The sequence below is a fragment of the Methanococcus aeolicus Nankai-3 genome (assembly GCF_000017185.1).
Classification (GTDB): domain Archaea; phylum AGJL01; class Methanococci; order Methanococcales; family Methanococcaceae; genus Methanofervidicoccus; species Methanofervidicoccus aeolicus.
Window position 1 is genome coordinate 25,119 of sequence record NC_009635.1, and the last position, 23,419, is coordinate 48,537.

General features: G+C 29.8%; 21 protein-coding genes. 13 read left to right on the forward strand and 8 right to left on the reverse strand.

What is annotated here, in order from left to right; genetic code table 11:
• Positions 1–372: a hydrogenase maturation nickel metallochaperone HypA gene (hypA, locus tag MAEO_RS00120; RefSeq protein ID WP_011972749.1), complete on the forward strand. Its 372-nt coding sequence runs from the start codon at positions 1–3 to the stop codon at positions 370–372.
• 61 nt (positions 373–433) lie between these two features.
• Here the strand turns inward: hypA and MAEO_RS00125 are convergent, their stop codons facing one another.
• Positions 434–1,732, reverse strand: a complete 1,299-nt coding sequence (locus tag MAEO_RS00125; protein WP_011972750.1) for an MBL fold metallo-hydrolase — start codon at positions 1,730–1,732, stop codon at positions 434–436.
• A gap of 193 nt (positions 1,733–1,925) precedes the next feature.
• Here MAEO_RS00125 and topA point away from each other — a divergent pair, with 193 nt between their 5' ends.
• From topA to hisS, 5 genes are all read left to right on the forward strand, one after another.
• Positions 1,926–4,487, forward strand: coding sequence for a DNA topoisomerase I (gene topA / locus MAEO_RS00130; protein WP_011972751.1), 2,562 nt, complete (start codon positions 1,926–1,928; stop codon positions 4,485–4,487).
• 95 nt (positions 4,488–4,582) lie between these two features.
• Complete coding sequence (gene mtnA / locus MAEO_RS00135) at positions 4,583–5,596, forward strand: S-methyl-5-thioribose-1-phosphate isomerase (protein WP_011972752.1); 1,014 nt, start codon at positions 4,583–4,585, stop codon at positions 5,594–5,596.
• 86 nt (positions 5,597–5,682) lie between these two features.
• On the forward strand, positions 5,683–6,999 hold the full coding sequence (aspS, locus tag MAEO_RS00140) for an aspartate--tRNA(Asn) ligase (protein WP_011972753.1): 1,317 nt from the start codon (positions 5,683–5,685) through the stop codon (positions 6,997–6,999).
• A gap of 85 nt (positions 7,000–7,084) precedes the next feature.
• Entirely contained in the window at positions 7,085–7,387 is a 303-nt protein-coding gene (locus MAEO_RS00145) for a metal-sulfur cluster assembly factor (RefSeq protein WP_011972754.1), read from the forward strand.
• Positions 7,388–7,630: 243 nt separating this feature from the next.
• Positions 7,631–8,887 (forward strand): histidine--tRNA ligase, encoded by a 1,257-nt coding sequence (gene hisS, locus MAEO_RS00150; protein ID WP_011972755.1) that lies wholly within the window; start codon positions 7,631–7,633, stop codon positions 8,885–8,887.
• A gap of 79 nt (positions 8,888–8,966) precedes the next feature.
• On the opposite strand, the gene MAEO_RS00155 is transcribed toward hisS, so the two are convergent.
• On the reverse strand, positions 8,967–9,494 hold the full coding sequence (locus tag MAEO_RS00155; RefSeq protein WP_011972756.1) for an EVE domain-containing protein: 528 nt from the start codon (positions 9,492–9,494) through the stop codon (positions 8,967–8,969).
• Between the two features lie 333 nt (positions 9,495–9,827).
• Positions 9,828–11,147 (reverse strand): phosphomannomutase/phosphoglucomutase, encoded by a 1,320-nt coding sequence (locus MAEO_RS00160; RefSeq protein ID WP_011972757.1) that lies wholly within the window; start codon positions 11,145–11,147, stop codon positions 9,828–9,830.
• Positions 11,148–11,381: 234 nt separating this feature from the next.
• On the opposite strand from MAEO_RS00160, the gene MAEO_RS00165 reads away from it, so the two are divergent.
• The gene (locus tag MAEO_RS00165; RefSeq protein WP_011972758.1) at positions 11,382–12,392 is read left to right on the forward strand and encodes an adenylosuccinate synthetase; all 1,011 of its coding nucleotides are present in this window, start codon (positions 11,382–11,384) and stop codon (positions 12,390–12,392) included.
• Positions 12,393–12,509: 117 nt separating this feature from the next.
• The gene (gene acs / locus MAEO_RS00170) at positions 12,510–14,654 is read left to right on the forward strand and encodes an acetate--CoA ligase alpha subunit (RefSeq protein ID WP_011972759.1); all 2,145 of its coding nucleotides are present in this window, start codon (positions 12,510–12,512) and stop codon (positions 14,652–14,654) included.
• 32 nt (positions 14,655–14,686) lie between these two features.
• Here the strand turns inward: acs and MAEO_RS00175 are convergent, their stop codons facing one another.
• Positions 14,687–15,355 (reverse strand): metallophosphoesterase, encoded by a 669-nt coding sequence (locus MAEO_RS00175; RefSeq protein ID WP_011972760.1) that lies wholly within the window; start codon positions 15,353–15,355, stop codon positions 14,687–14,689.
• Between the two features lie 196 nt (positions 15,356–15,551).
• Between MAEO_RS00175 and MAEO_RS00180 the strand changes: the two genes are divergently transcribed.
• A complete protein-coding gene (locus MAEO_RS00180) occupies positions 15,552–16,541 on the forward strand; it encodes a cobalt-precorrin 5A hydrolase (protein WP_011972761.1) in 990 nt (329 codons plus the stop codon).
• An 81-nt stretch (positions 16,542–16,622) separates the two neighbouring features.
• Here MAEO_RS00180 and MAEO_RS00185 read toward each other — a convergent pair whose 3' ends face one another.
• The 4 genes from MAEO_RS00185 to MAEO_RS07950 all read right to left on the reverse strand — a co-directional run bounded on the left by MAEO_RS00185 (position 16,623) and on the right by MAEO_RS07950 (position 18,719).
• Positions 16,623–17,396, reverse strand: coding sequence for a 7-cyano-7-deazaguanine synthase (locus MAEO_RS00185; RefSeq protein WP_011972762.1), 774 nt, complete (start codon positions 17,394–17,396; stop codon positions 16,623–16,625).
• Between the two features lie 75 nt (positions 17,397–17,471).
• A complete protein-coding gene (locus MAEO_RS07940) occupies positions 17,472–17,729 on the reverse strand; it encodes a zinc ribbon domain-containing protein (protein WP_232202522.1) in 258 nt (85 codons plus the stop codon).
• 14 nt (positions 17,730–17,743) lie between these two features.
• Positions 17,744–18,238 carry an RNA-guided endonuclease InsQ/TnpB family protein gene (locus tag MAEO_RS07945; RefSeq protein ID WP_232202523.1) on the reverse strand — a complete coding sequence of 165 codons (495 nt, stop codon included), beginning with the start codon at positions 18,236–18,238 and terminating at the stop codon, positions 17,744–17,746.
• Positions 18,231–18,719: an RNA-guided endonuclease InsQ/TnpB family protein gene (locus MAEO_RS07950; protein WP_232202524.1), complete on the reverse strand. Its 489-nt coding sequence runs from the start codon at positions 18,717–18,719 to the stop codon at positions 18,231–18,233. The genes MAEO_RS07945 and MAEO_RS07950 overlap by 8 nt, the downstream gene beginning before the upstream one ends.
• Positions 18,720–19,025: 306 nt before the next feature.
• Here MAEO_RS07950 and cbiD point away from each other — a divergent pair, with 306 nt between their 5' ends.
• The 4 genes from cbiD to sucC all read left to right on the forward strand — a co-directional run bounded on the left by cbiD (position 19,026) and on the right by sucC (position 23,208).
• Positions 19,026–20,162 (forward strand): cobalt-precorrin-5B (C(1))-methyltransferase CbiD, encoded by a 1,137-nt coding sequence (gene cbiD, locus MAEO_RS00195; RefSeq protein ID WP_011972764.1) that lies wholly within the window; start codon positions 19,026–19,028, stop codon positions 20,160–20,162.
• A 297-nt stretch (positions 20,163–20,459) separates the two neighbouring features.
• Positions 20,460–21,050, forward strand: a complete 591-nt coding sequence (locus MAEO_RS00200; protein ID WP_011972765.1) for a phospholipase D family protein — start codon at positions 20,460–20,462, stop codon at positions 21,048–21,050.
• Positions 21,051–21,203: 153 nt separating this feature from the next.
• A complete protein-coding gene (pyrI, locus tag MAEO_RS00205; RefSeq protein ID WP_048062338.1) occupies positions 21,204–21,650 on the forward strand; it encodes an aspartate carbamoyltransferase regulatory subunit in 447 nt (148 codons plus the stop codon).
• 475 nt (positions 21,651–22,125) lie between these two features.
• A complete protein-coding gene (gene sucC / locus MAEO_RS00210; RefSeq protein WP_011972767.1) occupies positions 22,126–23,208 on the forward strand; it encodes an ADP-forming succinate--CoA ligase subunit beta in 1,083 nt (360 codons plus the stop codon).
• Positions 23,209–23,419 lie beyond the last annotated feature (211 nt).

Below are 23,419 nucleotides of genomic sequence, written 5' to 3' on the forward strand. Positions count from 1 at the left end.
ATGCATGAATTATCTTATGCCACTTCCATAGTAAATGCCATAATGGAGCATATTACAAACATGGAACAGGCTAATAAAGTTAAAAAAGTATCCAAAATAAATTTGGAAATCGGAGAACTTACTTTTATTAATTTTGAGCAGTTGAAATTTGCCTTTGAAGTGGCATCAGAGGGAACACTATGTAAAGATGCCAAACTTGAAGCAGAATTCTTAAAACCACATATTGCATGTAATAATTGCGGATATAGGGGAGAATTAACGGCAAATGATGAATTTGAAGTAAAATGTCCAGAATGTGGAAGTTTATCTCTAAAAATAAGTGGCGGAAAAGAATTCAATATTAAAAATGCTATTTTGGAATCTGATGAATAATAATATTATTTTGTTTATATTATATTTTTTTATATTTTTTTATATTTGATTGTATCTCTAATTATATTTTTAATTTATCCCCTAATCGCGGAGTAATCGTATTAAATCCATTTTCAATTGCCCATTCTTTAAATAACATTATACTTTCTTCCTCCCCGTGCTGTATTATGAGATTTTCAGGATTTGCTTTTTTTACAATTGTTCTTAATTCATCCATGTCGGCATGTGCCGAAAATTCATACTGTGCCACTTCAAATTTAGGTTTTATAAATAACTCTCCTATTGGGAATTTTCCAGTATCGAGGAGAATTCGTCCCGCCGTATTTTTCACTTGATAACCTGTCAATATCAGGGAGCTCCGTGGGTCATTCCAAAAGTTATCTATATAATTTAATACTGGTCCTCCACTGAGCATTCCAGCCGTGCTAACAATTATTCCGCCATTTTCCCTTAAATCTTCAATTACATATTTTCGGTCTTCTTTAACTTTATGCGTACTTAGAAACGCACTTTTAAGTTTTGCATGATTTTCAAGATATGACGGATTTTGATTTAACATAATTTTTGTTATTTTTATACCTAATCCATCAAAATAAATTGGAACGCTCCAATTTACTTCATTGAGCATCAATAGTATTTCCTGACTTCTATCTACTGCAAAAACTGGTATTATAGCAACTCCCCCTCTTTCCACTGTTTCCTTTACCTTATTTAGAAACTCTTTTTCAAGGAGCTCCCTATCAGGGTGATTTTCTCCACCATAGGTAGATTCAATTATTAGGGCATTTATATCATTATCACAATAACTTAAATCTGCCCCATTTACTAATCTGGTTTTTGAAACTCTTGTATCTCCTGTATAAACTATTCTTTTGCCATTTTCATAATTTAAATCTATTGTGGCACTTCCTGGAATATGTCCAGCATCATAATATGTAAATTCAAAGTCTCTGAATTGTTCCATATTTTTATATTCTATATCTTTATGGTGTCGTATTTCTTTTTTAAGGTCTCCTTTATTAAATGGAACTTGACCATGCTCCATTAATCCTATTTTTAATGAATCTTTTAGGAGCTCCTTAGTTAAATCCTGTGTCATAGGGGTTGAATATATTGGACAATTGATTTTCATATGGGGAAGCACAGGTAAAGCACCGGTATGGTCAAGATGGGCATGAGATATAAAAACTGCATTAGGATATAATTTATTAAATACAGGATATTCGGGATTATTATTCTTATTATTATCCTCTTCCAATAGTTTTACTCCACAATCCAATAATATAATGCTGTTATCGCTTCTGACTTCAATACAACTTCTACCTACTTCCATTGCTCCGCCCCTAAATAATATTTTCATATATTATCACCCCTTTTATTTATATGATATATAATGTAGAGAGAGAATTACATATAATTTAATGTAAATTCTAATTAATTATATATACATTTATTTTTATACTACATATTATTTATTATGGGAGCATATTTGGGAGCTCCCGCCGAGATAAATCTAAATTATAATTATATAATATATTATAAATAGTGAAACCATGACTGATTTAATAATCTGCGAAAAACCGAATGTATCAAAAAAAATAGCCGATGCTCTTGGAAAACCTAAAAAGAAATCAAATGATGGGGTTCCATATTATGAAATAGAACGAAATGGAAAAAAAATAATTGTAGCATCTGCTGTTGGTCATTTATATACATTAGAGGAGAAAAAATCCGACGAAAAAGGAAAAAATAAAGGAAGAAATAGCTTTGGGAGATATCCTATTTTTGATATAAGGTGGGTGCCAGCTTCTACAATAAAAGGAAAGGAATATGTTCAAAAATACATAAATACATTAAATAAATTATCTAAGAAATCAAATGATTATTATATTGCTTCGGATTGGGATATTGAGGGGGAATTAATAGGTTATCATGCACTACGATATTGTTGTAATGAGGATAACGCAAAAAGAATGAGATTTTCATCACTTACTAAAAAGGATATTATTAAAGCATATGAGCAACCCGATAATATAGATTTTGGGCTTGTTGATGCAGGGGATACAAGGCATAGATTAGATTGGTATTATGGTATCAATATGTCTGTGGCACTGATGCAATGTATAAGGTCAGTCAATAGATGGCATACAATGAGTACAGGGAGGGTTCAAGGTCCAGCATTATCTTTTTTAGTGGATAGGGAGCTTGAAATAAGAAAATTTGTGCCTGTGCCATACTGGGTAATAGATGCAAATTTAAAAGATGGATTGATAGCAATACATGAAAAAGATAAATTTTGGGACGAAAAGGAAGCTAACACAATTTACAACAAAATAAAAGACGAGAAGGAAGCAATTGTAGCAAATGTTAAAAAAACTAAAAAAACAATTAAACCTAATCCGCCATTTGATTTGGGGGCTCTCCAAAGAGAGGCACATAGAATATTTAAATTCTCACCAAAGAAAACTCAGGAAATCGCTCAGAAATTGTATGAAAAGGCAATTTGTTCATATCCAAGAACAAGCTCCCAAAAACTTCCAAAAGATGATAATTATATTAATGACATATTAAATAAAGTTGTAAATCATAATATATATGGAAAATACGCAAAATCTATAATTGAGGAAGGAAGGAAACCTATTGAGGGGAAAAAGGACGACCCAGCTCACCCCGCAATTCATTTTGTGGATACTCCAAAAGAGGAGCTCCCACCAGAGGAACAAAAATTATATGATTTAATTGTAAGAAGAACTCTTGCCGTATTTTGGGATAATGCTGAAAGAGAATATAGCAATATATCGTTGGACATAGGAGGGGAGATTTTTAAACTTAGTGGCTCACGAACCATTAAAGAAGGTTGGCATGAAATATATTATTTCACTAAATTTGATGAGACGGAGCTCCCTGCCCTAAGAAAAAATAATAAAATTGTCGTAGAAAAAATCAATATTGAGGAAAAGGAGACCAAACCGCCAAAAAGATATACAATGTCTTCAATTATTAAAGAGCTTGAAAATAGGGAGCTTGGAACAAAATCCACCCGAGCTGACATTGTAGAAAAATTGGTAAAAAGAGGCTACTTAATAGAGGATAATTCTTTAACTGTGACGGATTTAGGTATTGGAGTAATAGAAGTTCTTAAAAAATACTGTCCCGAGATTATAGACGAGCAAATGACAAGAGAGCTTGAAAAGAAATTGGATAGATTGCAAAAAAGAACCATAAAAAAAGAAACAGTTTTAAAGGATGCCGAAAAGAAATTAACGGCGATACTTAATGAAGTTAAGAAAAAGGAAAAAGAAATAGGGGCTGAATTGGTTGAAAAAGTAGATGCCACAAATAAAACACTTCAAACCATAGGTAAATGTGAATGTGGAGGGGATTTGGGAATAATCAGAATAAAAAATAAAAGAAGATTTGTAGGTTGCTCTAACTATCCAGAATGCACCATTGCATACCCATTACCTGCCAAGGGAAGAATTAAAATACCAAATGAAGTTTGTGAGGTTTGTGGAAAACCTATGTTATTAATTGATAATCAAAAACTTTGTGTAAATACAGATTGTCCTTCAAAAATATCCGAAGAAGATAAAAAAGAATTGGAAAAATTGGAGAAAAGCGAAAAACCATGCCCAAAATGTGATGGAACACTTACAGTGAAAAAAGGAGTTTATGGTGTATTTTTAGGTTGCTCTAACTATCCAAAATGTAAATACACTGAAAAATTACATAGTAAGAAAGAAGATTCCGAAATTACTGTTGTTGGTGAATGTCCAGACTGTGGAGGGGATTTGGTGATTAAAAAAGGTAGATTTGGAGAATTTATAGCCTGTTCCAACTATCCAAAATGTAAGCACACTGAAAAGATTAAAAAAGATGGTAAAAGCAATGCCAAAGCCACCAAAACAGAAAAAACAGAAACTAAAACCACCAAAAAGAAATCCACAAAAGGAAGCACAACAAAGGAAAAGAAAAAACCAGATAATTCAAACGAAGTTGGTGAATGTCCAGACTGTGGAGGGGATTTGGTGATTAAAAAAGGTAGATTTGGAGAATTTATAGCCTGTTCCAACTATCCAAAATGTAAGCACACTGAAAAGATTAAAAAAGATTAAACAATTTATATTATGGGACCTCCAAAATGTTCTGAAATAAAATTAGTTTAGAATTTTAAGATTTACGAATTATTAATATATATGGATATGATATTATGAAAGATTTAAGACCTATAATATGGGATAATGAAAAAAATCAATTGATATTAATTGACCAGAGAAAACTACCAAATAGTTTGGAATATTTTGTATGTAAAACCTATGAAGATGTTGCATTTGCAATTAAAGATATGGTTGTTAGGGGAGCTCCTGCAATAGGCGTATCTGCGGCTTATGGAATGGCACTTGCTGAATTAAATAACAACAATATCGCTTGCGGTAGCAAGCGAGCAACGAAAACCAAAGGTTTTCGTCTAATAGAAAAAGCACACAATGAGTTAAAAAACACAAGACCAACAGCCGTAAATTTATTTTGGGCTTTGGATAGATGTATGGAAGCATACAAAAACAATAAATCAATATTAAACGAAGCAAAAGAAATACATAATGAAGACATAGAAATATGTAAAAAAATAGGGCAAATAGGGGAAAAAATAATAAATGACGGAGATACAATTTTAACACATTGCAATGCGGGAGCTTTGGCAACTTCGGCATATGGAACAGCTTTAAGTGTGATTAGATTTGCCCACTATAACAACAAAAAAATCAGCGTCATAGCAGATGAAACCAGGCCCCGATTACAGGGGGCAAATCTAACGGCTTATGAGTTAAATTATGAAAATATACCTGTTAAAGTAATAACTGATAATACCGCAGGATTTTTAATGAAAATGGGAAAAATAGATAAAATAATTGTAGGGGCAGATAGAATATTAAAAGATTATACGGTATTTAATAAAATTGGGACATATTCTCTTGCAGTGTTGGCAAAATATCATAATGTGCCTTTTTATGTGGGAGCTCCCTACTCTACATTTGATTATGAAAATAGCATTGAAGATATTATAATTGAAGAAAGAGACGAAAAAGAAGTAAAATATATAAACAATATAAATATTATGCCAGAAGGCGTTTCTGTGTATAATTATGCTTTTGATAGCACACCTGCGGAATTAATTACTGGAATAATCACAGAAAAAGAAATAATTTATCCAAATAAAAAATAATAAATATATAAATAATAAATATATAATACAAATATCAAAATATAAAATTATTATAAAATTATAAAAACTAAATAAGGAGATATAAAATGTATGCATTAGGCGATTGGAGAAGAACACATTATTCATCAGAAGTAAATTCAGAAATGGACGGTCAAGAAATTATAATTATGGGCTGGAATCATTCTATAAGAAAATTAGGAAAATTAGTATTTATTATATTGAGAGATAGGGAAGGAACTATACAAATAGTAGCACCAAAACAGAAAGTATCAGAAGAAACATTTGCAACGGCGAAATCACTTGGAAAAGAAGATGTAATGGCAATTAAAGGAAAAGTTGTAGCAAATGAAAAGGCACCTGCTGGATTTGAAGTAATTCCTATTGAAATAAAAATATTAAACAAAGCAGATACTCCTCTTCCATTGGACCCATCGGAAAAGGTTTCCGCAGATATTGATACAAGATTGGATAAAAGATTTTTAGATTTAAGAAGACCAAAAATACAATCATTATTTAAATTAAGGTCTGAGGTATTAAAATCTATTAGAAATACTTTTCATGACAACGGATTTATTGATGTAGATACCCCAAAACTTGTAGCAAGTGCAACAGAGGGAGGAACAGAATTATTCCCAATATCATACTTTGATAAAGAGGCGTTTTTAGGACAAAGCCCACAGTTATATAAACAAATGATGATGGCAGCAGGATTTGACAGAGTATTTGAAATTGGACCAATATTTAGGGCAGAAGAGCACAACACAAGAAGACATTTAAATGAGGCAATCTCAATTGACTGTGAAATGTCATTTGCAGACGAAAAAGATGCTATGGAAATACTTGAAAAGGTTATTAATAACGCATTTACCGATATCTATAATAATAATCAGAAGGAGCTCCAAACACTTGGTATTGATTTAAAAGTTCAAGAAACACCATTCCCAAGAATAGAATATACCGAAGCTGTTGATATGGTAAATGCAAAAGGTGTTGAAATGGAATGGGGAGAAGACTTCTCCAGACCAGCAGAGGCGGCATTGGGAGAAATGATGGATGGATTTTACTTTATAACCGATTGGCCAACTGAAATAAGACCATTTTATACATTGCCAAATGAGGACAACCCAAAATTATGTAAGGCTTTTGACTTAATGTATAAAGATTTGGAAATATCCTCAGGAGCTCAAAGAAATCATAAATATGATTTACTTGTGGAGGGAATAAAAAGAATGGGACTTAATCCAGAAGGATTTGGAACATACTTAGAGGCATTTAAATATGGTATGCCCCCACACTCTGGTTGGGGAGTAGGTATTGAAAGACTTATGATGATTATGGCATGCCAGCAAAATATTAGGGAGTGTGTTTTATTCCCAAGAGATAGGCAAAGATTAACACCATAAAAACCAAAACACATAAATGAAATAATAAAAATAATAAATATTAAATTATAAATGAAATAATAAAATTTTGCAAGTGGTGAATAATATGGTTTCAAAAGAGGACATAATCGAAGCATTAAAAAAAGTAGCAGACCCACATATGGGAATAAGTATTGTTGAGATGGGATTAGTTCATAATATAGAAATTGACGATGAGGACAATGTTTCATTTGAATTTATGCCAACAAATCCCGGATGTATGAGTGTTATGATGATGGCAGCAGATGCTAAGGAAGTAACCAAAGCAGTTGAAGGAGTAAAATCTGTTAAAGTAACTGTAAAAGGACATATGATGGAAGAAGATATAAATGAAATATTAAATGAAGAAGTTAAAGAAGAGAATAAATAAAATATGATTAAGATAAAATATTTATTATTCTATTTTAAATTATTTTTTTAGAAATTTTCTATATTTTTTATATTATATTGTTGTTATTATATTTGGATATTACTATTGGGTAAGTTACCATAATTTCCTTCGGAAATTATCTAATTCCTACGGAATTCACAAATCTTTGATTTGGGTAGGTTATTTTATATATTTATTTTATATATTTTATTTTTTATCATATCAAACCGAACAGGTGGAATAATGTTTAACAGACCAAAAGGAACAAGAGATTTTGCACCAAGTGAAATGAAAAAAAGAAAAATAATTGAAAATAAATTAAAAAGCGTATTTATGGCATATAATTTCAATGAGATAAACACCCCCACATTTGAATATTTTGAATTATTATCTAAAAAAACAGGGGAAGACATAAGAAAACAATTATTTGTATTTAAAGACCATGGAAATAGGGAAATGGGACTTAGACCAGAAATAACCTCCTCAGTGGTTAGATTTTATATAAATGAGCTCAAAAATCTCCCGAAACCTCAAAAATTATTTTATTTTGCCAACTGTTTTAGGTATGAACAGCCACAGGCAGGAAGATATAGGGAATTTTGGCAAATGGGATGCGAGTTATTGGGTAGTAAAAATCCCATAGCAGATGCAGAAGTTATAAATTTAGCTATGGACGGATTGAATAAAATAAATATGGATTATGAAATACACATAGGACATTTGGGAGTTTTAAAAGGTGTATTTGAAGAATTTGGGCTTACAGAAGATGAAGAATTAAAAATAAGGCGATTAATCGATAAAGAAGATTATGAGAATTTAGAAAAATGTTTAATTGAATTGGAGGAAAACAAAAATATAATTATAAAAGATATTATATTCTCTGTTTTAAACTCAAAGGGGACTGTGGAGGAAGTAATTGGTAATTTAAAAGAAATATTGAAAAATTACCCAAAATCAATTGAGGCACTGAATAATTTAGAAGAAATTATGGAATTTGTAAAACGAAATAACTATATTATAAATTTAGGAATAGCAAGGGGATTGGACTATTATACTGGAATGGTATTTGAAGTATATGGTAAAAAAGAAGGAGCTCGGCAGGTATGCGGTGGCGGTAGATATGACAATTTAATAGAATTATTTGAGGGAGCTCCCACGCCTGCGGTAGGTTTTGCCTACGGATTTGATAGAATTATGTTAAATATTGACGATTTTGAAGTTGAAGATAAACGAATATTGATAGTACCAATTAAAAAAGATAAAAAACTTTTAAAGGAATGTTTAATCATTGCCGATAAATTAAGAGAAATGGAAAAAATTGTAGAAGTAGATTTAATGAATAGAAAATTAAATAAAGCTTTGAATTATGCCAATACCGTTGGAATTAGTAAGGTAATAATGATAGGGGAAAAAGAATTAAATGAACGAAAAATTTCCATAAAAGATATGGAAACAGGAGAACAAAAATTGATTGATTTGGAGGAATTAAGCAATATTTAATTTTTTTTATTTTTTTATTTCACTTTTGTATTTTAGTAGATAAGTATGTCAAAACTGTATATCTATATAGTATGTGTACTTATAGTCCAAGTTCTTTTTGTATGGCATCTGCATCGATATCGCTTATTGGAGTTAAACTATTTCGTAAATGGTAGGATACAATTATTTTACCAGTGTCAACTCTTTTAATCTCTAAATCTTGCAAATTTTTTAAACTTAATGTATTATGGGATACTCCAAGAAGTTTGGTTTCAACCCTTACAGGATATGTTTCGGGAAGCCCATCATTCCATTCTTCAATTACTGTATTGTCAATATATGGCTTATCAATGGCCACTACAATCTTTCTTATACCAATCCCTTTATAATAGATAAACAATCGCGTACCTTTATCAATATATTCTCGAGCGATTTTCTCTGCTTTTAGAGGCACGCCAATAAGTCTGCTGTAAATATCATTTTTATCATGTTCTTTTGTCATACATACTATCACAGCATCCTCAGTAAATTGTATGGGATCATCTACTATAATTTTAAGTGTGTCTTTTTTACTCTTTTTATCGGACTTTTTCTTATTTTTTTCATTGGTATTCATAATTGTGTCCATTATTACTTCCCCCTATAGTATTGCGGTTAATCTGAAAGTACTTTGTAGTCACAAAGTGATTACACTACTAATTCTAAAGTAGATTATACAAGTATATATAATTTACCTTTCCAATCGCGATTAATTTTGCTTAAAACATGCCATGGCGGTGGAGAGATAACACTTATTTACAAAAAAGTAGTAGGATTGTAAGATATTTAAGTAACAAGCATATATTTTGATTAAATGACAGTGTAGGTTATAGACTTAATATAATCAAATTTAATAGCATACTTTGGTTCGATGAAGATTAAAACTGTTAAATATATAGAATATTTATGATTATCTATTCAACTATTCAATAATTCCTTTAACTTCTTCAATTTTTTCATTCATGAGCTCTTTACTATCTGCTTCTAAATTTAACCTTAAAAGTGGCTCTGTATTGGATAACCTAACATTGAACCACCAGTTATCGCAATATATAGATAATCCGTCTATTTTTTCAATTTTACAATTTTTATATTTATTTTCAATTTTATTTAATATTTCTTGCTGGTCTTTTACTTTAAAGTTTATCTCTCCGCTGTGGAAGTATTTTTTATATTCCTTTGATAGTTCAGAAAGTGTTTTTCCCATATCCTCCATAGCAGACAATATATAATTTAGTGCCAACAATGGACTTTCAACATATCCAACTTCTTTAAAATAGAAATGATTTGACAGTTCCCCTGCAAATTCTGCATCTACTTCATGCATAAGTTTTTTTATAAAATAGTGACCCACCCTGGTTTTTAAGGGAGCTCCCCCATATTCATTAATTACTTCTTCAACTATTTTACTACATCTTAAATCATAAACTATTTTTAATTTTTCATTTTTTTCTTTTAGGAGCTCCATAGCTATAAGGAGCGTTAAAATGTCCCCCTGTAAAACTTCCCCTTTTTCGTCAATTATTCCAATTCTATCTCCATCTCCATCGAAAATAACCCCCATATCACAGTTGTTATGTTTAACTGTGTTTATTATGTCCATTAGGCATTCTTTTTTTAGTGTGTCGGGTTCATGGGCGGGAAATGTTCCATCTGGGAAATCATTTATTAATATGCCGTTTATTAATAATTTAGATAATACTTCTTTTTCAGCTATTGCTGTGCTACCATTTGCAAAATCTACGGCTATTTTTTTGTTGCTGGTATTGCATCTATTTAAAAAGAAGTCCATATATTTAGATTTTATATCTACGACAATATCTTTTAAATCCATTTTTTTAATTTTTTCTTTTGTTTCTTCTGTTAATTCATATTCATTAAATATTTTTATTAATTCTTCTGTTGGGGATATTGGTATTACATTTTTATCACACATTTTAAATCCTGTGTATTTTGCAGGGTTGTGTGATGCCGTTAATATTACTCCTAAATCATAATTATCTTTTGTTCCAAAATATATTGTTGGTGTGGATATTGTACCACAATAGGATACCTTTACCCCCTCCTCCATTAGTCCATAAATAAATGGCTTTACTAATTCCTTTGAGCCAATTCTTACATCATTTCCAACCAATACGGTATTGTATCGTTTTCCGATCGATTTCCCCAATGAATAGGCAAATTTTTCGTCAATTTGTTCTTGATATACTCCCCTAATATCATACGCCTTAAATACTGTCATATTCTATTACCTCATATTCTCGTTTTTAATAAAAATAAATTAATAATTAGTGTATATTAAAAGTAGGCACACATTAATTATATACTATAAGGTATTTTGATGTATTGGGATATTATAATAATAGAAATATTTAAATATCGTCGTGTTAAACCTATTAGAGGTTAAATATAATAAAAATCGACAAACATCGTTATAAATAAAGTTGTCGATTGACTCTATAAGGAGGTCTAATATATGACATGCACCATAGTAGTCGGCGGTCAGTGGGGCGACGAAGGAAAAGGAAAAATAATTAGTTATATATGTGAAAAAGATAAGCCATCAGTAGTGGCAAGGGGCGGAGTAGGTCCCAATGCAGGGCATAGTGTAGAAGTTGATGGTAAAAAATACGGAATAAGAATGGTTCCAACAGGATTTCCAAACAGGAGCTCCAAACTTGCAGTAGGTGCAGGTGTATTAGTTGATGTTGATGTTTTATTAAAAGAAGTTGAAATGTTAAAGGAATTTAATATCAAAGATAGGGTAATCATTGATTACAATTGTGGAGTGATTGAGGAAAAACATAAAGAAATGGATAAATCAAACTCCCATTTATCAAAAGAAATAGGCTCCACAGGAACAGGATGCGGTCCTGCAAATGTAGATAGGGCAATGAGAACGCTGAGATTGGCAAAAGAATTTGATGCTTTAAAACCTTTTTTAGGGGATGTTTCAGACCTAGTAAATGAAGCCCTTGAAAATGGAGAAAATGTATTGATTGAGGGAACACAGGGAACATTATTATCCTTATATTATGGTAGTTATCCATATGTTACCTCAAATGACACCTCTGCATCAGCATTTGCTTCTGATGTGGGTATTGGACCTACAAAAGTTGATGAAGTAATAGTTGTATTCAAATCATACCCTACAAGAGTTGGAGAAGGTCCATTCCCTACTGAAATGGATGTAGAAGAGGCTGAAAAATTAGGACTTGTAGAATATGGAACTGTTACAGGTAGAAGAAGGAGAATAGGATATTTTGATTATGATTTAGCAAAAAAAGTATGTAGACTAAATGGAGCTACGGCAATTGCTTTAACATGCCTTGATAAATATGATGAAGAATGTCATGGACTTACTAACTATGACGACATCACGGAAAAAGGATTGGCATTTATAAAAGAAATTGAAGAAAAAGTTGGAGTTCCAGTTAAAATTATCTCAACAGGTCCAGAACTTCATCAAACTATTGATATAAGATAATTAAGACAATAATTTTAATATATTTTTATTTTTTATCTGTTTTTTATTATTTTTATTATAATATTATTTTTTAATTTTTGCTCAATTTTCCCATTTTAATTATATTTTTATATCTTTATGCCCATATATTTATCAACAAACAATGAGGGTAAAAAAGTGCTTGATAAAATTTTTAATCCAAAATCCATAGCAGTTATAGGAGCTCCCCGTGAAGAGGGAAAAGTTGGTTATGCCATAATGAAAAATTTAATGGTATTCAAGGAACAAAATAAAGAACGAAAAATATATCCTATAAATCCAAAATATGAAGAAGTATTTGGGCTAAAATGCTATAAATCTGTTTTAGATGTTGAAAATAATATTGATTTGGCTGTAATTGCAATTCCTTCTAAATTTGTGCCAATGGCATTGGAGGAGTGCGGGAAAAAAGGAATAAAAGGGGCAATAATTATTACAGCAGGTTTTTCAGAAGTGGGGAACAACAAATTAGAGGAGGAATTAAAAGAAATAGCAAAAAAATATAATATTAGAATAATAGGTCCAAATTGTTTGGGAATAATAAACATGCACAATAAATTAAATGCTTCATTCTCTAAGGAATATTTTAAAGAAGGAACCGTAGCATTTATATCTCAAAGTGGGGCAATTTTAACGGCAATATTGGATATATCCCCATTAATTAATGTTGGATTTTCCAAAATCGTAAGTACGGGAAATAAAATGGATATTCAAGAAAGCGATTTAATGGAGTATTTAGCAAATGATGATAATACCTCCGTTATTGTGATGTATATTGAGGGATTGAAGGATAAAAAATTCATAGAATCGGCAAAAAAACTTTCAAAAACCAAACCAATAATAATATTAAAAAGTGGAAAATCAGAAAAAGGGAAAAAAGCCGTATCCTCACATACTGGAAGTTTGGCAGGGGATAATCAAATATATGATGCAGTATTTAAGAAAAGCAATGTTATAGAGGCTGAAACCTTTGAGGAATTGGTGAATATGATGCATATATTTTCCACACAACCGCCTATGAAAAGCAACAATATAGGAATTATAACTAACGCGGGAGGATTTGGGGTATTGGCAACAGATAGCTGTGAAAAATACAATTTAAATGTGGTGGAATTTGAGGAAAACACAAAAACAACCTTAAAAAAATATTTACCCTCTACTTCGTCAATTTCAAATCCACTTGATTTAATTGGGGATGCCACCACAGAACGATATAAAAATGCCATGGCAATATTAAAGGAGGATAAAAATATTGATGGATTATTAATTATATTAACTCCGCAGGAAATGACTAAACCGCTGGAAGTTGCGGAAATTATAGGGCAATTGAATAAAGAAATAGATAAACCAGTTGTGGCATCATTTGTAGGTGGTAAGGAGGTAAAAGGGGCAAAAAGCTATATGCGGAAAATGGGGGTTCCGTCATATATATCTCCTGAAAATGGCGTAGATGCACTATCGAGTCTTTATAAATATGAAAATATAAAAAATAATGAAGAAAATTATGAGTTATATAACAACATAAAACAGGAGCTCCTAAATATAAAAAATAATCCAGAACGAAAAAATATTATTGATAATTTGTTTGATAATCCAAATGAATACAATGCAAAGGAATTTTTAAAAATAAATGGAATATCTGTTCCAAAAAAGTATTTGGCAACCACCGTTGAGGAGGCAAAACAATATGCCAGTAAATTAAACAATAAGGTTGTTCTTAAAATATCCTCTCCAAATATATTGCATAAATCCGATGCAGGTTGTGTAATAATCAATCCAAAAGATATTAAAACGGCATTCAATGAAATAATGGAAAATGGAAGAAAATTTTTAAATGCAAATGCACCAAATGGGGTTATTGATGGTGTTCTGGTAGAGGAGCTCCTTGAAGGAACTGAAATAATAATAGGTGGAAAAAAGGACAATATATTTGGCGGTGTTGTAATGGTGGGTTTAGGCGGTATATTTGTAGAGGTTTTAAAAGATGTGGCGTTTGCCATTAGTCCTATATCCAAAAATTATGGAAGTAGTATTTTAAAGGAATTAAAATCCTATAAAATTTTAGAGGGAGCTCGGGGGCAGTTGAAAAGAGATATTGATTATATTATAAATACAATGATTAGATTGGATATATTGATGGATATTTATCCAAATATAAAAGAAATAGATATAAATCCTTTATTTGTAAAAGAAGAAGGAAAAGGAGGCTTTGCAGGAGATGCCTTAATAATTGTGGATAAATAATATAATTATACAATTGCTTTGCAAATTGTAATTTATAATATATCAAATAATTCCATATTTTTCAATAAAATCTCTTTTTTTAGATTATATATGTCACATACCAAAAAACAATTTTGAGATGGATTTACTATATAACTATCATTGATTTTATCAATGCATCTGCTTTCGTGGATATGTCCACAAATTGTCAATATTGGTCGATATTCCTCAATTATTTTTCTTATGGCGGAGCTCCCAAAATTTTCATTTCCAACTCTATCTGCCATTGTATTTTTCGGTGGGGCATGACATACCAATATAAAATTATTAACTAACTCCTCTTTATTTTGATTTTTTACGGTTTCTTTGAAATTATTATATAATTCCTCTTCGGTATATTCATTTGGGGTGTTAAATGGTGTGGTATTACTTCCCCCCAATCCTATGAACTTAATTTTATTTATTTCAATAATTTTTTTATCTATATTTATATTATATTTATTTAATTCCTCTATTGCCTCATTATTATCACAATTTCCAGGAATTACCATTATTTTTATATTTTTTTCCTCTAATTCTTTCAGCTGTTTTATTATCTTTAAATCTCTACCAAAATGAGTAATATCTCCCGAAACTATTAAAATATCTGGTTCATATTCTATTATTCTATTTATGTTTTTTAGTGGTTTTCCGTGTAAATCTGTTAAACTTATTATTCTCATATTTTTCCACCGTATATGTATATAGTATATGTTATTATATTACATAATTAATATTTTATAGGATATAATATTTTATGGGGTTGGTATTGTTGGGATAGGGTATTGTTGGGAGCTCCCAAATATTAAGTATATTATGTATAGTAAGTATATTAAATATATTAAATATTATATAACCAGAATATAAATTGGTAAAACGATGATAAAAATAATTTATATAATGGAAAATGGCAAAATACTTGCAAATAAAATTAAAAATATTTTGGATTATCATTTTTATGATAATAATATATTTACTTCTAAAAATTTGGAGATAGAAGGCAACGAAAAAGGATTTATTTTTATAATGGCGTCTGGAATTGTTTTAAGAAAATATTTGGACCAAATAAAAATAAACAATGATAAAACAAAAGATGGGTTTGTAATAATTATTGATGAATTTGGAAAAAACATAATACCAATATTATCAAACCACATTGGAGGGGGAAACTATTTTTCTAACTTAATCGGAAGGGAATTAAACTCCAATGTAGCTATTACTACTGCCACAGATGTAAATAATAAAATAGGAATTGATGAACTGGCAACTAAATATTTTTTAGAGATGCCCAACAAAAAAGATATTTTAAAAATAAATAAAAAGGTTTTAACTGAAAAAGTTGATTTAATATTGCCTAATGAATGGAAACCAATTAAAAATATGGTGAATACCTATAATGTAAATTATCACGATAAAAATTATGTTGTTATTGATGACAATATATTATTAAATCCAAAAAAAATAGCCGTTGGTATCGGAGCTCGGAAAAATATCAAATCCCATAAGGTATATTGGGCAGTTAAAAAAGCACTGTATTTAAGGGATATACCATTATGGAGGGTTGACTGTTTTGCCACAGTCGATGTAAAAAAAGATGAAAAAGGACTTATTGAAACAGTAAAAACGATTAATAAAGAATTATTTATTTTTAATAGGCAGGATATAAATGAAGTATATAGTAACAGAAATGATTTAGCAAAATCGGATTTTGTTTATAAAACTATTGGAGTTTATGGTGTGGCTGAACCTGTTTCAATATTGGGGGTAAAAAAAATTAGTAATAACATAAATATTGATATAAATGATATTGAATTAATTTTAAGGAAATTTAAAAATAAGGGGGTTTCTATTGCTATTGCCGTTGGATAGTTATATAATTATATTGGTAATAAATAGTAAAAATAATAATAAAATTTAATCAGGAAGCCCCTTCCACAAGGGAGGGGTAATTCACATATCTAACACTTCTAAAATATTATTTAAACCTTCTTCCTTATCTATGACTTGCGCCCTAACTTCTCTTAATATTCTTTGAATGGTAAATTTTCTATTATGATTAAATGCATGGGATTTTTTTAACAAAGAACAACCATATTTTTGAGAAATAACTATATTATTTTTCTTTAATATTTCTCTACTTTCGTTTTTTGTGAGACATAAAAATGAGGGCATATTTATTCTAACTATATTATTTTTATTTCTAATTATGGATAATTGACCCACGGAAAGCATATCTCCATAAATAATATATTTAATATTATTTTCTAGGGCATAATTTAAAACAGCAGATTCCACTGTTGTATGGCATCTACCACATGGGTGGTATTTTCCATTAACTGTACCCTTTAATACTTCATTTAAATCAATGTCTAAAAATTCATGGCGTATTTTTAATTTCTTTGCTAAATTTGATATATTTTTTTTATTGTCTGGGTGCATAATTATATCAGAATATGCTGTAATCCCGATTATATTAAAAAGTTTACTTGCTATTACTGTGGATGCTGTGCTATCAACACCACCACTAAATGCAACAATTGCGGTTTGTTTTGTATTATTGGTTATGTTATCATATTCGTAATCATTATCAATTCCATTAATTCTGTTGTCCAATAACCTTTTCAAATTTAAATATGTATTTTTATCAACCGTTCCTTCATTATATAAATTTATTAAATTATCCATTGCAGATATTAATCTAATTTCTTTTATTTTTGGGTGCATAATATCCTCTAATATTTTATGGTCATATTTATATTATATTAATTTATATTATATTAATGGTGAATTGATAGTGAATTACCCCTCCCTTACGGACGGGGTTGAACGAAAACCTTTCGGTTTTCGTAGCCCTCGCCCTTCGGGCAAGGTTTCCTGACTCATAGGGGATACTTGCCCAGAGATTACCTTTATATAAGGTATAACTCTGAGTAGAGGTCTCCCCTCCGCAGGCACAACGGACTCTCCTAGCCCTGACTTTAATATATTCAAGGATGCGTTGTAATCCCTATCAATATTCCAACCGCAGTTTGGACAGAAAAAGATTCTATCAGACAATTTTAAACTACTAACTACACAACCGCAATTGAAACACATTTTTTAGATGTATAAGCAGGATTTATAAGTATTACTTCTCTATCAGCACCCTCCGCCTTATAGATGAGTAAGTTTATGAATTTTTTCCAAGAACCGTCAAGAATATGACGGTTTAAGGTCTTCTGACCTTTTTTGTTTTTGACCATTGATTTTATACTTATATCTTCTAAAACTATTTTATCATAGTTATTTATGTAATATCTTGATAATTTATGTAGAAAATCATTTTTCTGATTGTTCAATTTATCATAAACCTTGATAAGTTTTAATTTGGTCTTTTTGTAGTTATTAGAACCTTTAGCCTTTTTAGATAGGTTCTTTTGGACTTTCTTTATTTTATCTAATGTTTTATCTATAAATTTAGGATTTTCAAACTTATTTCCTTCTGAATCTATGGCGTAGGCATTAATTCCTAAATCAATACCTATAACCTTATTAGTTTTAGGTAATGGTTTAGGTTCTTCATCCACTTGGAAGAATGAAACCACTTACCTGTTGGTTCTTTTTTATAATTATTCCTTTAATTTCTCCTTTGATTTTTCTATGTAGTTTTATAGAAATTTTTCCTATTTTAGATAGGTAAAGTTTGCTATCCTTAATCTTAAAACCTGATTGATTGTATTCTATCGTTTTATAGTGATTTTTAGATGATTTGAATCTTAATCTACCTACTTTATATCCATTCCGTTTTAGTTTTCCTAATGCTTTGAGACTGCCCCAAAGTTTAGTATTCACAAGTTGAAGGACTTTGGAATGGACTTTTTTAAGTTCAGGATTCTCTTTTTTATGTAGTGTGATTAGTTTTTGGGTGTCTCCCTTGTTTAGTTTCGGATTTTTGGTTTTTTGTTCCAAAAGATAGTTATAGAGGTATCTACAAATATTTAGATGCTCTTCTATTGTTTCTCTGATTTTCTTGGAGGGGTAAATCCTGAATTTATAAGTTCTCATCATGTGTAGTTACACCATTGTTCATCAACATGTTTAAGAAAACTTATTATATTATCATTTTTATATATTTTTCTTTGGTCTAACTAAATAATATTTGCTCACATTTCCGAGCGAAGCGAGGGAAATATATAAAAACTAAAAGTTTTTACCATAATTCATCCCCCCGTAGCGAAGCGAAGACCTAAAACCTAACGGTTTTAAGTTTTCCTCACTATTGTTCGGAAATGCTACAAAATCCGAAGGATTTTGTTTAATCCCTTACGGAAGGGGACTTCTTATGGAATAAGTTAAAAAACATATGGGCAAACTATGATATATGATTTCTTGAAAGAAAAAAAATTTGGATATACAACAGGTTCTTGTGTTGTAGCCGGTGCATACTGTGGAATATATTATTTAAAACATAGTGTAAAATTAAATATCGTAGAATTGGAAAATTCAAAAAATGATAAATTAATAATTCCCATTGAAGATGTAAAACTGGGTAAAATTGCAACCATCAAAAACATCAATAACACTGGCAAAATAAAGCCAAACAGGGCAACTACAATAGTTAAAAAGTTTTCAGGAGAAGACATTGACATCACAAATGGCATTGATATTGTAGTGGATGTGGAATTATTAAAAATGGAAAAAGATAAACCAAAAATAGAAATAGTAGGTGGAAATGGTGTAGGAATAGTTACAAAAGATGGATTACAGATAAAAAAAGGAGAATATGCTATAAATCCAAAACCGCGAGAAATGATTAAAAATAATATTATAAATTTGCTTGATGACGATGAAAGGGCAATAATAAAAATAACAATTCCAAAAGGGGAGGAATTAGCTAAAAAAACATTAAATCCAAAATTGGGAATAATTGGGGGGATTTCCATATTGGGGACTACTGGAATAGTTAGACCCATGTCAAATGAAGCATATAAAGAATCACTTGCACCACAAATTGATGTAGCTCTTGCAAATAATTATAAAAAATTAATATTCACACCGGGAAATATTGGCACAAAGTACGCAAAAATAAAATATGGTGTAGATGATGACAATATTGTTGAAGTATCAAATTTTTGGAGTTTTATGCTCGATAAAGCTGTGGAAAAAGGAGTTAAAGATATATTGATATTTGGACATTCTGGAAAAATTATAAAACTTGCAGGAGGCATATATGATACCCATTCAAAAGTTGCAGATGCTAGAAATGAAATATTGACGGCATATAGTTCTCCGTTTATTAATGATAAGCAGATTTTAAAAAATATATTATACAGCAATACTACCGAAGAAATAGTTAAAATACTTGAAAAAGAAAATATATTGCATGAGGTATTTAATTTAATTGCTGAGCGAGTAGTTGAGCGAGTAAGTAGTAGATGGGAAGGTATAAAATTCTCCTGTGTTATAATTGATATGAAAGGTGATATATTGGGAAGCCATATTTATAGTTAATCTTCAATAACTGTCCCTTATACGGCTTATTATTAAACAAAATCCTTCTAGGATTTTGTAAACAAATTTTCATTTATTGGTAATATAGAGATTTTAGCTTTTAATGGGATCTCTAAATTTTTCTCTGAAAAATTTATACGACCTTAAAAATTCCTCCGGAATTTTGGGTCGTAAAAATCGCTTTGCGATTTTGAGACGGTTTAGTGAAAAAGACCAAAGATTGACTATGGAAGATAATTTTAAATAAATATGTGCAACAAAACATATAAAGAGATATTTAATTTTGAAGGTTATATTATGGATTATATTTTATTATTGTTAATTATATTGATGTTGCTTATGTCGGTAGTTTTATTTTATACTATTAACACATTTAAAAAAGTAAATAAATTGGTGCAACGAATAAATAAATTGATTATATCTAACATTGCCATTCGCAATAATGGCGACAATAAAGTAATAGAGATATTAAATGATGAAAAATATTATTATTTTGTTCTTAATCAAATATCAAATGCCGAAAAGGAGCTTAATATTGTAATGTTTTCAATATATCAATGTAAAAAAACACAGGAAATAATCGATGAAGTAATAAATGCTAGAAAAAGAGGAGTTATGGTTAGGATAATTCTTGATGGAGAAATAGAATCAAATAAAATAGTAAATAAGTCATTTAGTAGTGAAAAAATACCTGTTAAATTAACAAAAACTCAACGGATACACAATAAATTAATAATCGTAGATGATAAATCAATAATAATTGGTAGTCATAATTGGACTGATAAAGCACTTTTTGAGAATAGGGAGTCCAGCGTGGCAATCACTGATATAAATATAATAAATGAAGAAAAGGAATATTTTGAATCTTTATGGAGCTCCATAAAATAAATAAAATAATTTCGATATTATAGTTAATCTTCGGTATTTTTCAGAAAATATACCATAATAAAGTAAATATATTATTACTAACACTTAACATAAATAGGCGTAATAATTTAGGACAGTTATTGAACTTACTATATGAACCATTTAGGCGATATTATGAAAAATAGTTTGAAAGTTGAACCAATTGAAAACGGAACTGTTATAGACCATATTAAGCAGGGCAAGGCTTTGAATGTATATAATGCTTTAGACATAAAAAAAGATAAAACCATAACTATTGCTATGAATGTTCCTTCGGGCAAAAACCATAAAAAAGACATTTTAAAAATTGAAGGTATAGAACTGTCTAAATATGATGTGGATAAAATAAGCCTTATTAGTCCAAATGCCACTATAAATATCATAAAAAATAAAATTGTAATAAATAAATTTAAAGTGGAAATACCAAATACAATTGAGGGAATTCTCAAATGCACAAACCCAAATTGTATAACCAATATAGAAAATGTGGCAGGTAAATTTGATGTAGAGGGAAGGGAACCTTTAAAAATAAGATGTTTTTATTGCGAGAAATTTTTAAATTCTATTGAAGTATATAAATAATCTTTTTATTTAATATATATGATATTATCATTTTTTTAGGATAAATAATAAATAGTAGATAATTATATTATATCATAGAACCATCGTAAATCTATGAAGATAATTATTCTTATATAATATGGATATAGGATTTAATCCGCTAATTTTTCTGCTTATTGATGGAAGTTTTTTAAACATGATATATATCAGTTTAATATTTTTTTTAACAGGTCTTTTAAAACCTTAATTTAAATAATTTAAACCTTAAAAGGTTAAAAAAATATGCTGGGGAAGATACAGTATAAAATAAAATAATATTTTAACCATCTTCTCTATGTGCGTATTTATTGTAGTGGATTACAATTAAACGGCTTTATCGTTTATAGTATTTAAGCATATGATGATAATATTTTCATTAAGCACAATATGTCCATCGATTTACTTATTATAATATCCAAATGTCATAGTAGTATTATTATTTATTTAGGTGATTTGCATGAAATTACACGAATACGAAGCAAAGGAAATATTTAAAAAATATAAAATCCCCGTTCCAAATGGGTTTGTTGCATCAAAACCAATTAAAGAGCTTAAAACACCATCTGTGATAAAAGCTCAGGTTTTAGTAGGTGGAAGAGGTAAGGCCGGAGGAATATTATTTGCAGATACCACAAAAGAGGCCAATCAACATATAAAAAAATTAATTGGTAAAAAAATTAAGGGAGAAAAAGTAAATAAAGTATTAATAGAAGAAAAATTACCTATAAAATACGAATATTATCTTGGAATTACAATTGACAGGGCAGAAAAAAAACCTGTTATAATATTTTCTACCGAAGGGGGCGTAGATATTGAAGAAATAGCAAAAAATACGCCCGAAAAAATAATTAAATATTATATAGACCCGCAAAATGAATTTTTACCATATATGGCAAGAAATCTATTAAAAGAAGCAGGACTTCCATCAAACAGAATTTCAAAAGTTGCAGACATTATATATAAATTATACAATGTATTCAAAGACATGGACGGAACGCTAGTTGAGATAAATCCTTTGGTAATTACAAAAGATAAAAAAGTGCTTGCAGCAGATGGTGTTTTAAATGTGGATGATGATGCAGAATATAGGCATGATTATGCACAATTTGAGTCTTACTCTGAAAAAGATAAATCTGAATTTGCATATGTGGAATTAGATGGAGATATTGCTGTAATTGGAAATGGTGCAGGTCTAACACTTGCAAGTATGGATATTGTAAAAGAATATGGGGGAGCTCCTGCATGTTTCCTTGATATAGGTGGCGGTTCAGATAAAGAAACTGTTGAAAAAGCACTTGAAAAAGCACTTGAAAAAGATATAAAAGGAGTATTTATTAATATATTGGGCGGTATTACCCGATGTGATGAAGTGGCAATGGGTATTGTAAAAGCATATTATGAACACCCAGAAATAAAATTCTCAGTTAGAATGATGGGCACTAATGAGGAAGAAGGCAGAAAAATATTAACTAAAAACGGAATTCCATTTGAATCTTCCATGGAGTATGCCGTTGAAAAATTAATCGACATGCTAAAATAAATAAAATACATGAAGATATATTGTTTTTGATATACAATATATCAAATCAAATCTCTTCGAGATTTTAGCCATTAATCTTGTAAAATAGCATAATGCACTAAAACAAGCTTTGAAATCTATTAAATAGTATGAATATTTGCGGTTTTTAATAATGCACTAAAACAAGCTTTGAAACAAGCTTACCGTAAATAATCCCTCCGAATACAACATA

Bases quoted from the DNA above. Each gene is read 5' to 3' on its own strand.
- hypA (WP_011972749.1), top strand. From the start codon at position 1: ATGCATGAATTATCTTATGCCACTTCCATAGTAAATGCCATAATGGAG.
- MAEO_RS00125 (WP_011972750.1), bottom strand. From the start codon at position 1,732: ATGAAAATATTATTTAGGGGCGGAGCAATGGAAGTAGGTAGAAGTTGT.
- topA (WP_011972751.1), top strand. From the start codon at position 1,926: ATGACTGATTTAATAATCTGCGAAAAACCGAATGTATCAAAAAAAATA.
- mtnA (WP_011972752.1), top strand. From the start codon at position 4,583: ATGAAAGATTTAAGACCTATAATATGGGATAATGAAAAAAATCAATTG.
- aspS (WP_011972753.1), top strand. From the start codon at position 5,683: ATGTATGCATTAGGCGATTGGAGAAGAACACATTATTCATCAGAAGTA.
- MAEO_RS00145 (WP_011972754.1), top strand. From the start codon at position 7,085: ATGGTTTCAAAAGAGGACATAATCGAAGCATTAAAAAAAGTAGCAGAC.
- hisS (WP_011972755.1), top strand. From the start codon at position 7,631: ATGTTTAACAGACCAAAAGGAACAAGAGATTTTGCACCAAGTGAAATG.
- MAEO_RS00155 (WP_011972756.1), bottom strand. From the start codon at position 9,494: ATGGACACAATTATGAATACCAATGAAAAAAATAAGAAAAAGTCCGAT.
- MAEO_RS00160 (WP_011972757.1), bottom strand. From the start codon at position 11,147: ATGACAGTATTTAAGGCGTATGATATTAGGGGAGTATATCAAGAACAA.
- MAEO_RS00165 (WP_011972758.1), top strand. From the start codon at position 11,382: ATGACATGCACCATAGTAGTCGGCGGTCAGTGGGGCGACGAAGGAAAA.
- acs (WP_011972759.1), top strand. From the start codon at position 12,510: ATGCCCATATATTTATCAACAAACAATGAGGGTAAAAAAGTGCTTGAT.
- MAEO_RS00175 (WP_011972760.1), bottom strand. From the start codon at position 15,355: ATGAGAATAATAAGTTTAACAGATTTACACGGAAAACCACTAAAAAAC.
- MAEO_RS00180 (WP_011972761.1), top strand. From the start codon at position 15,552: ATGATAAAAATAATTTATATAATGGAAAATGGCAAAATACTTGCAAAT.
- MAEO_RS00185 (WP_011972762.1), bottom strand. From the start codon at position 17,396: ATGCACCCAAAAATAAAAGAAATTAGATTAATATCTGCAATGGATAAT.
- MAEO_RS07950 (WP_232202524.1), bottom strand. From the start codon at position 18,719: ATGATGAGAACTTATAAATTCAGGATTTACCCCTCCAAGAAAATCAGA.
- cbiD (WP_011972764.1), top strand. From the start codon at position 19,026: ATGATATATGATTTCTTGAAAGAAAAAAAATTTGGATATACAACAGGT.
- MAEO_RS00200 (WP_011972765.1), top strand. From the start codon at position 20,460: ATGGATTATATTTTATTATTGTTAATTATATTGATGTTGCTTATGTCG.
- pyrI (WP_048062338.1), top strand. From the start codon at position 21,204: ATGAAAAATAGTTTGAAAGTTGAACCAATTGAAAACGGAACTGTTATA.
- sucC (WP_011972767.1), top strand. From the start codon at position 22,126: ATGAAATTACACGAATACGAAGCAAAGGAAATATTTAAAAAATATAAA.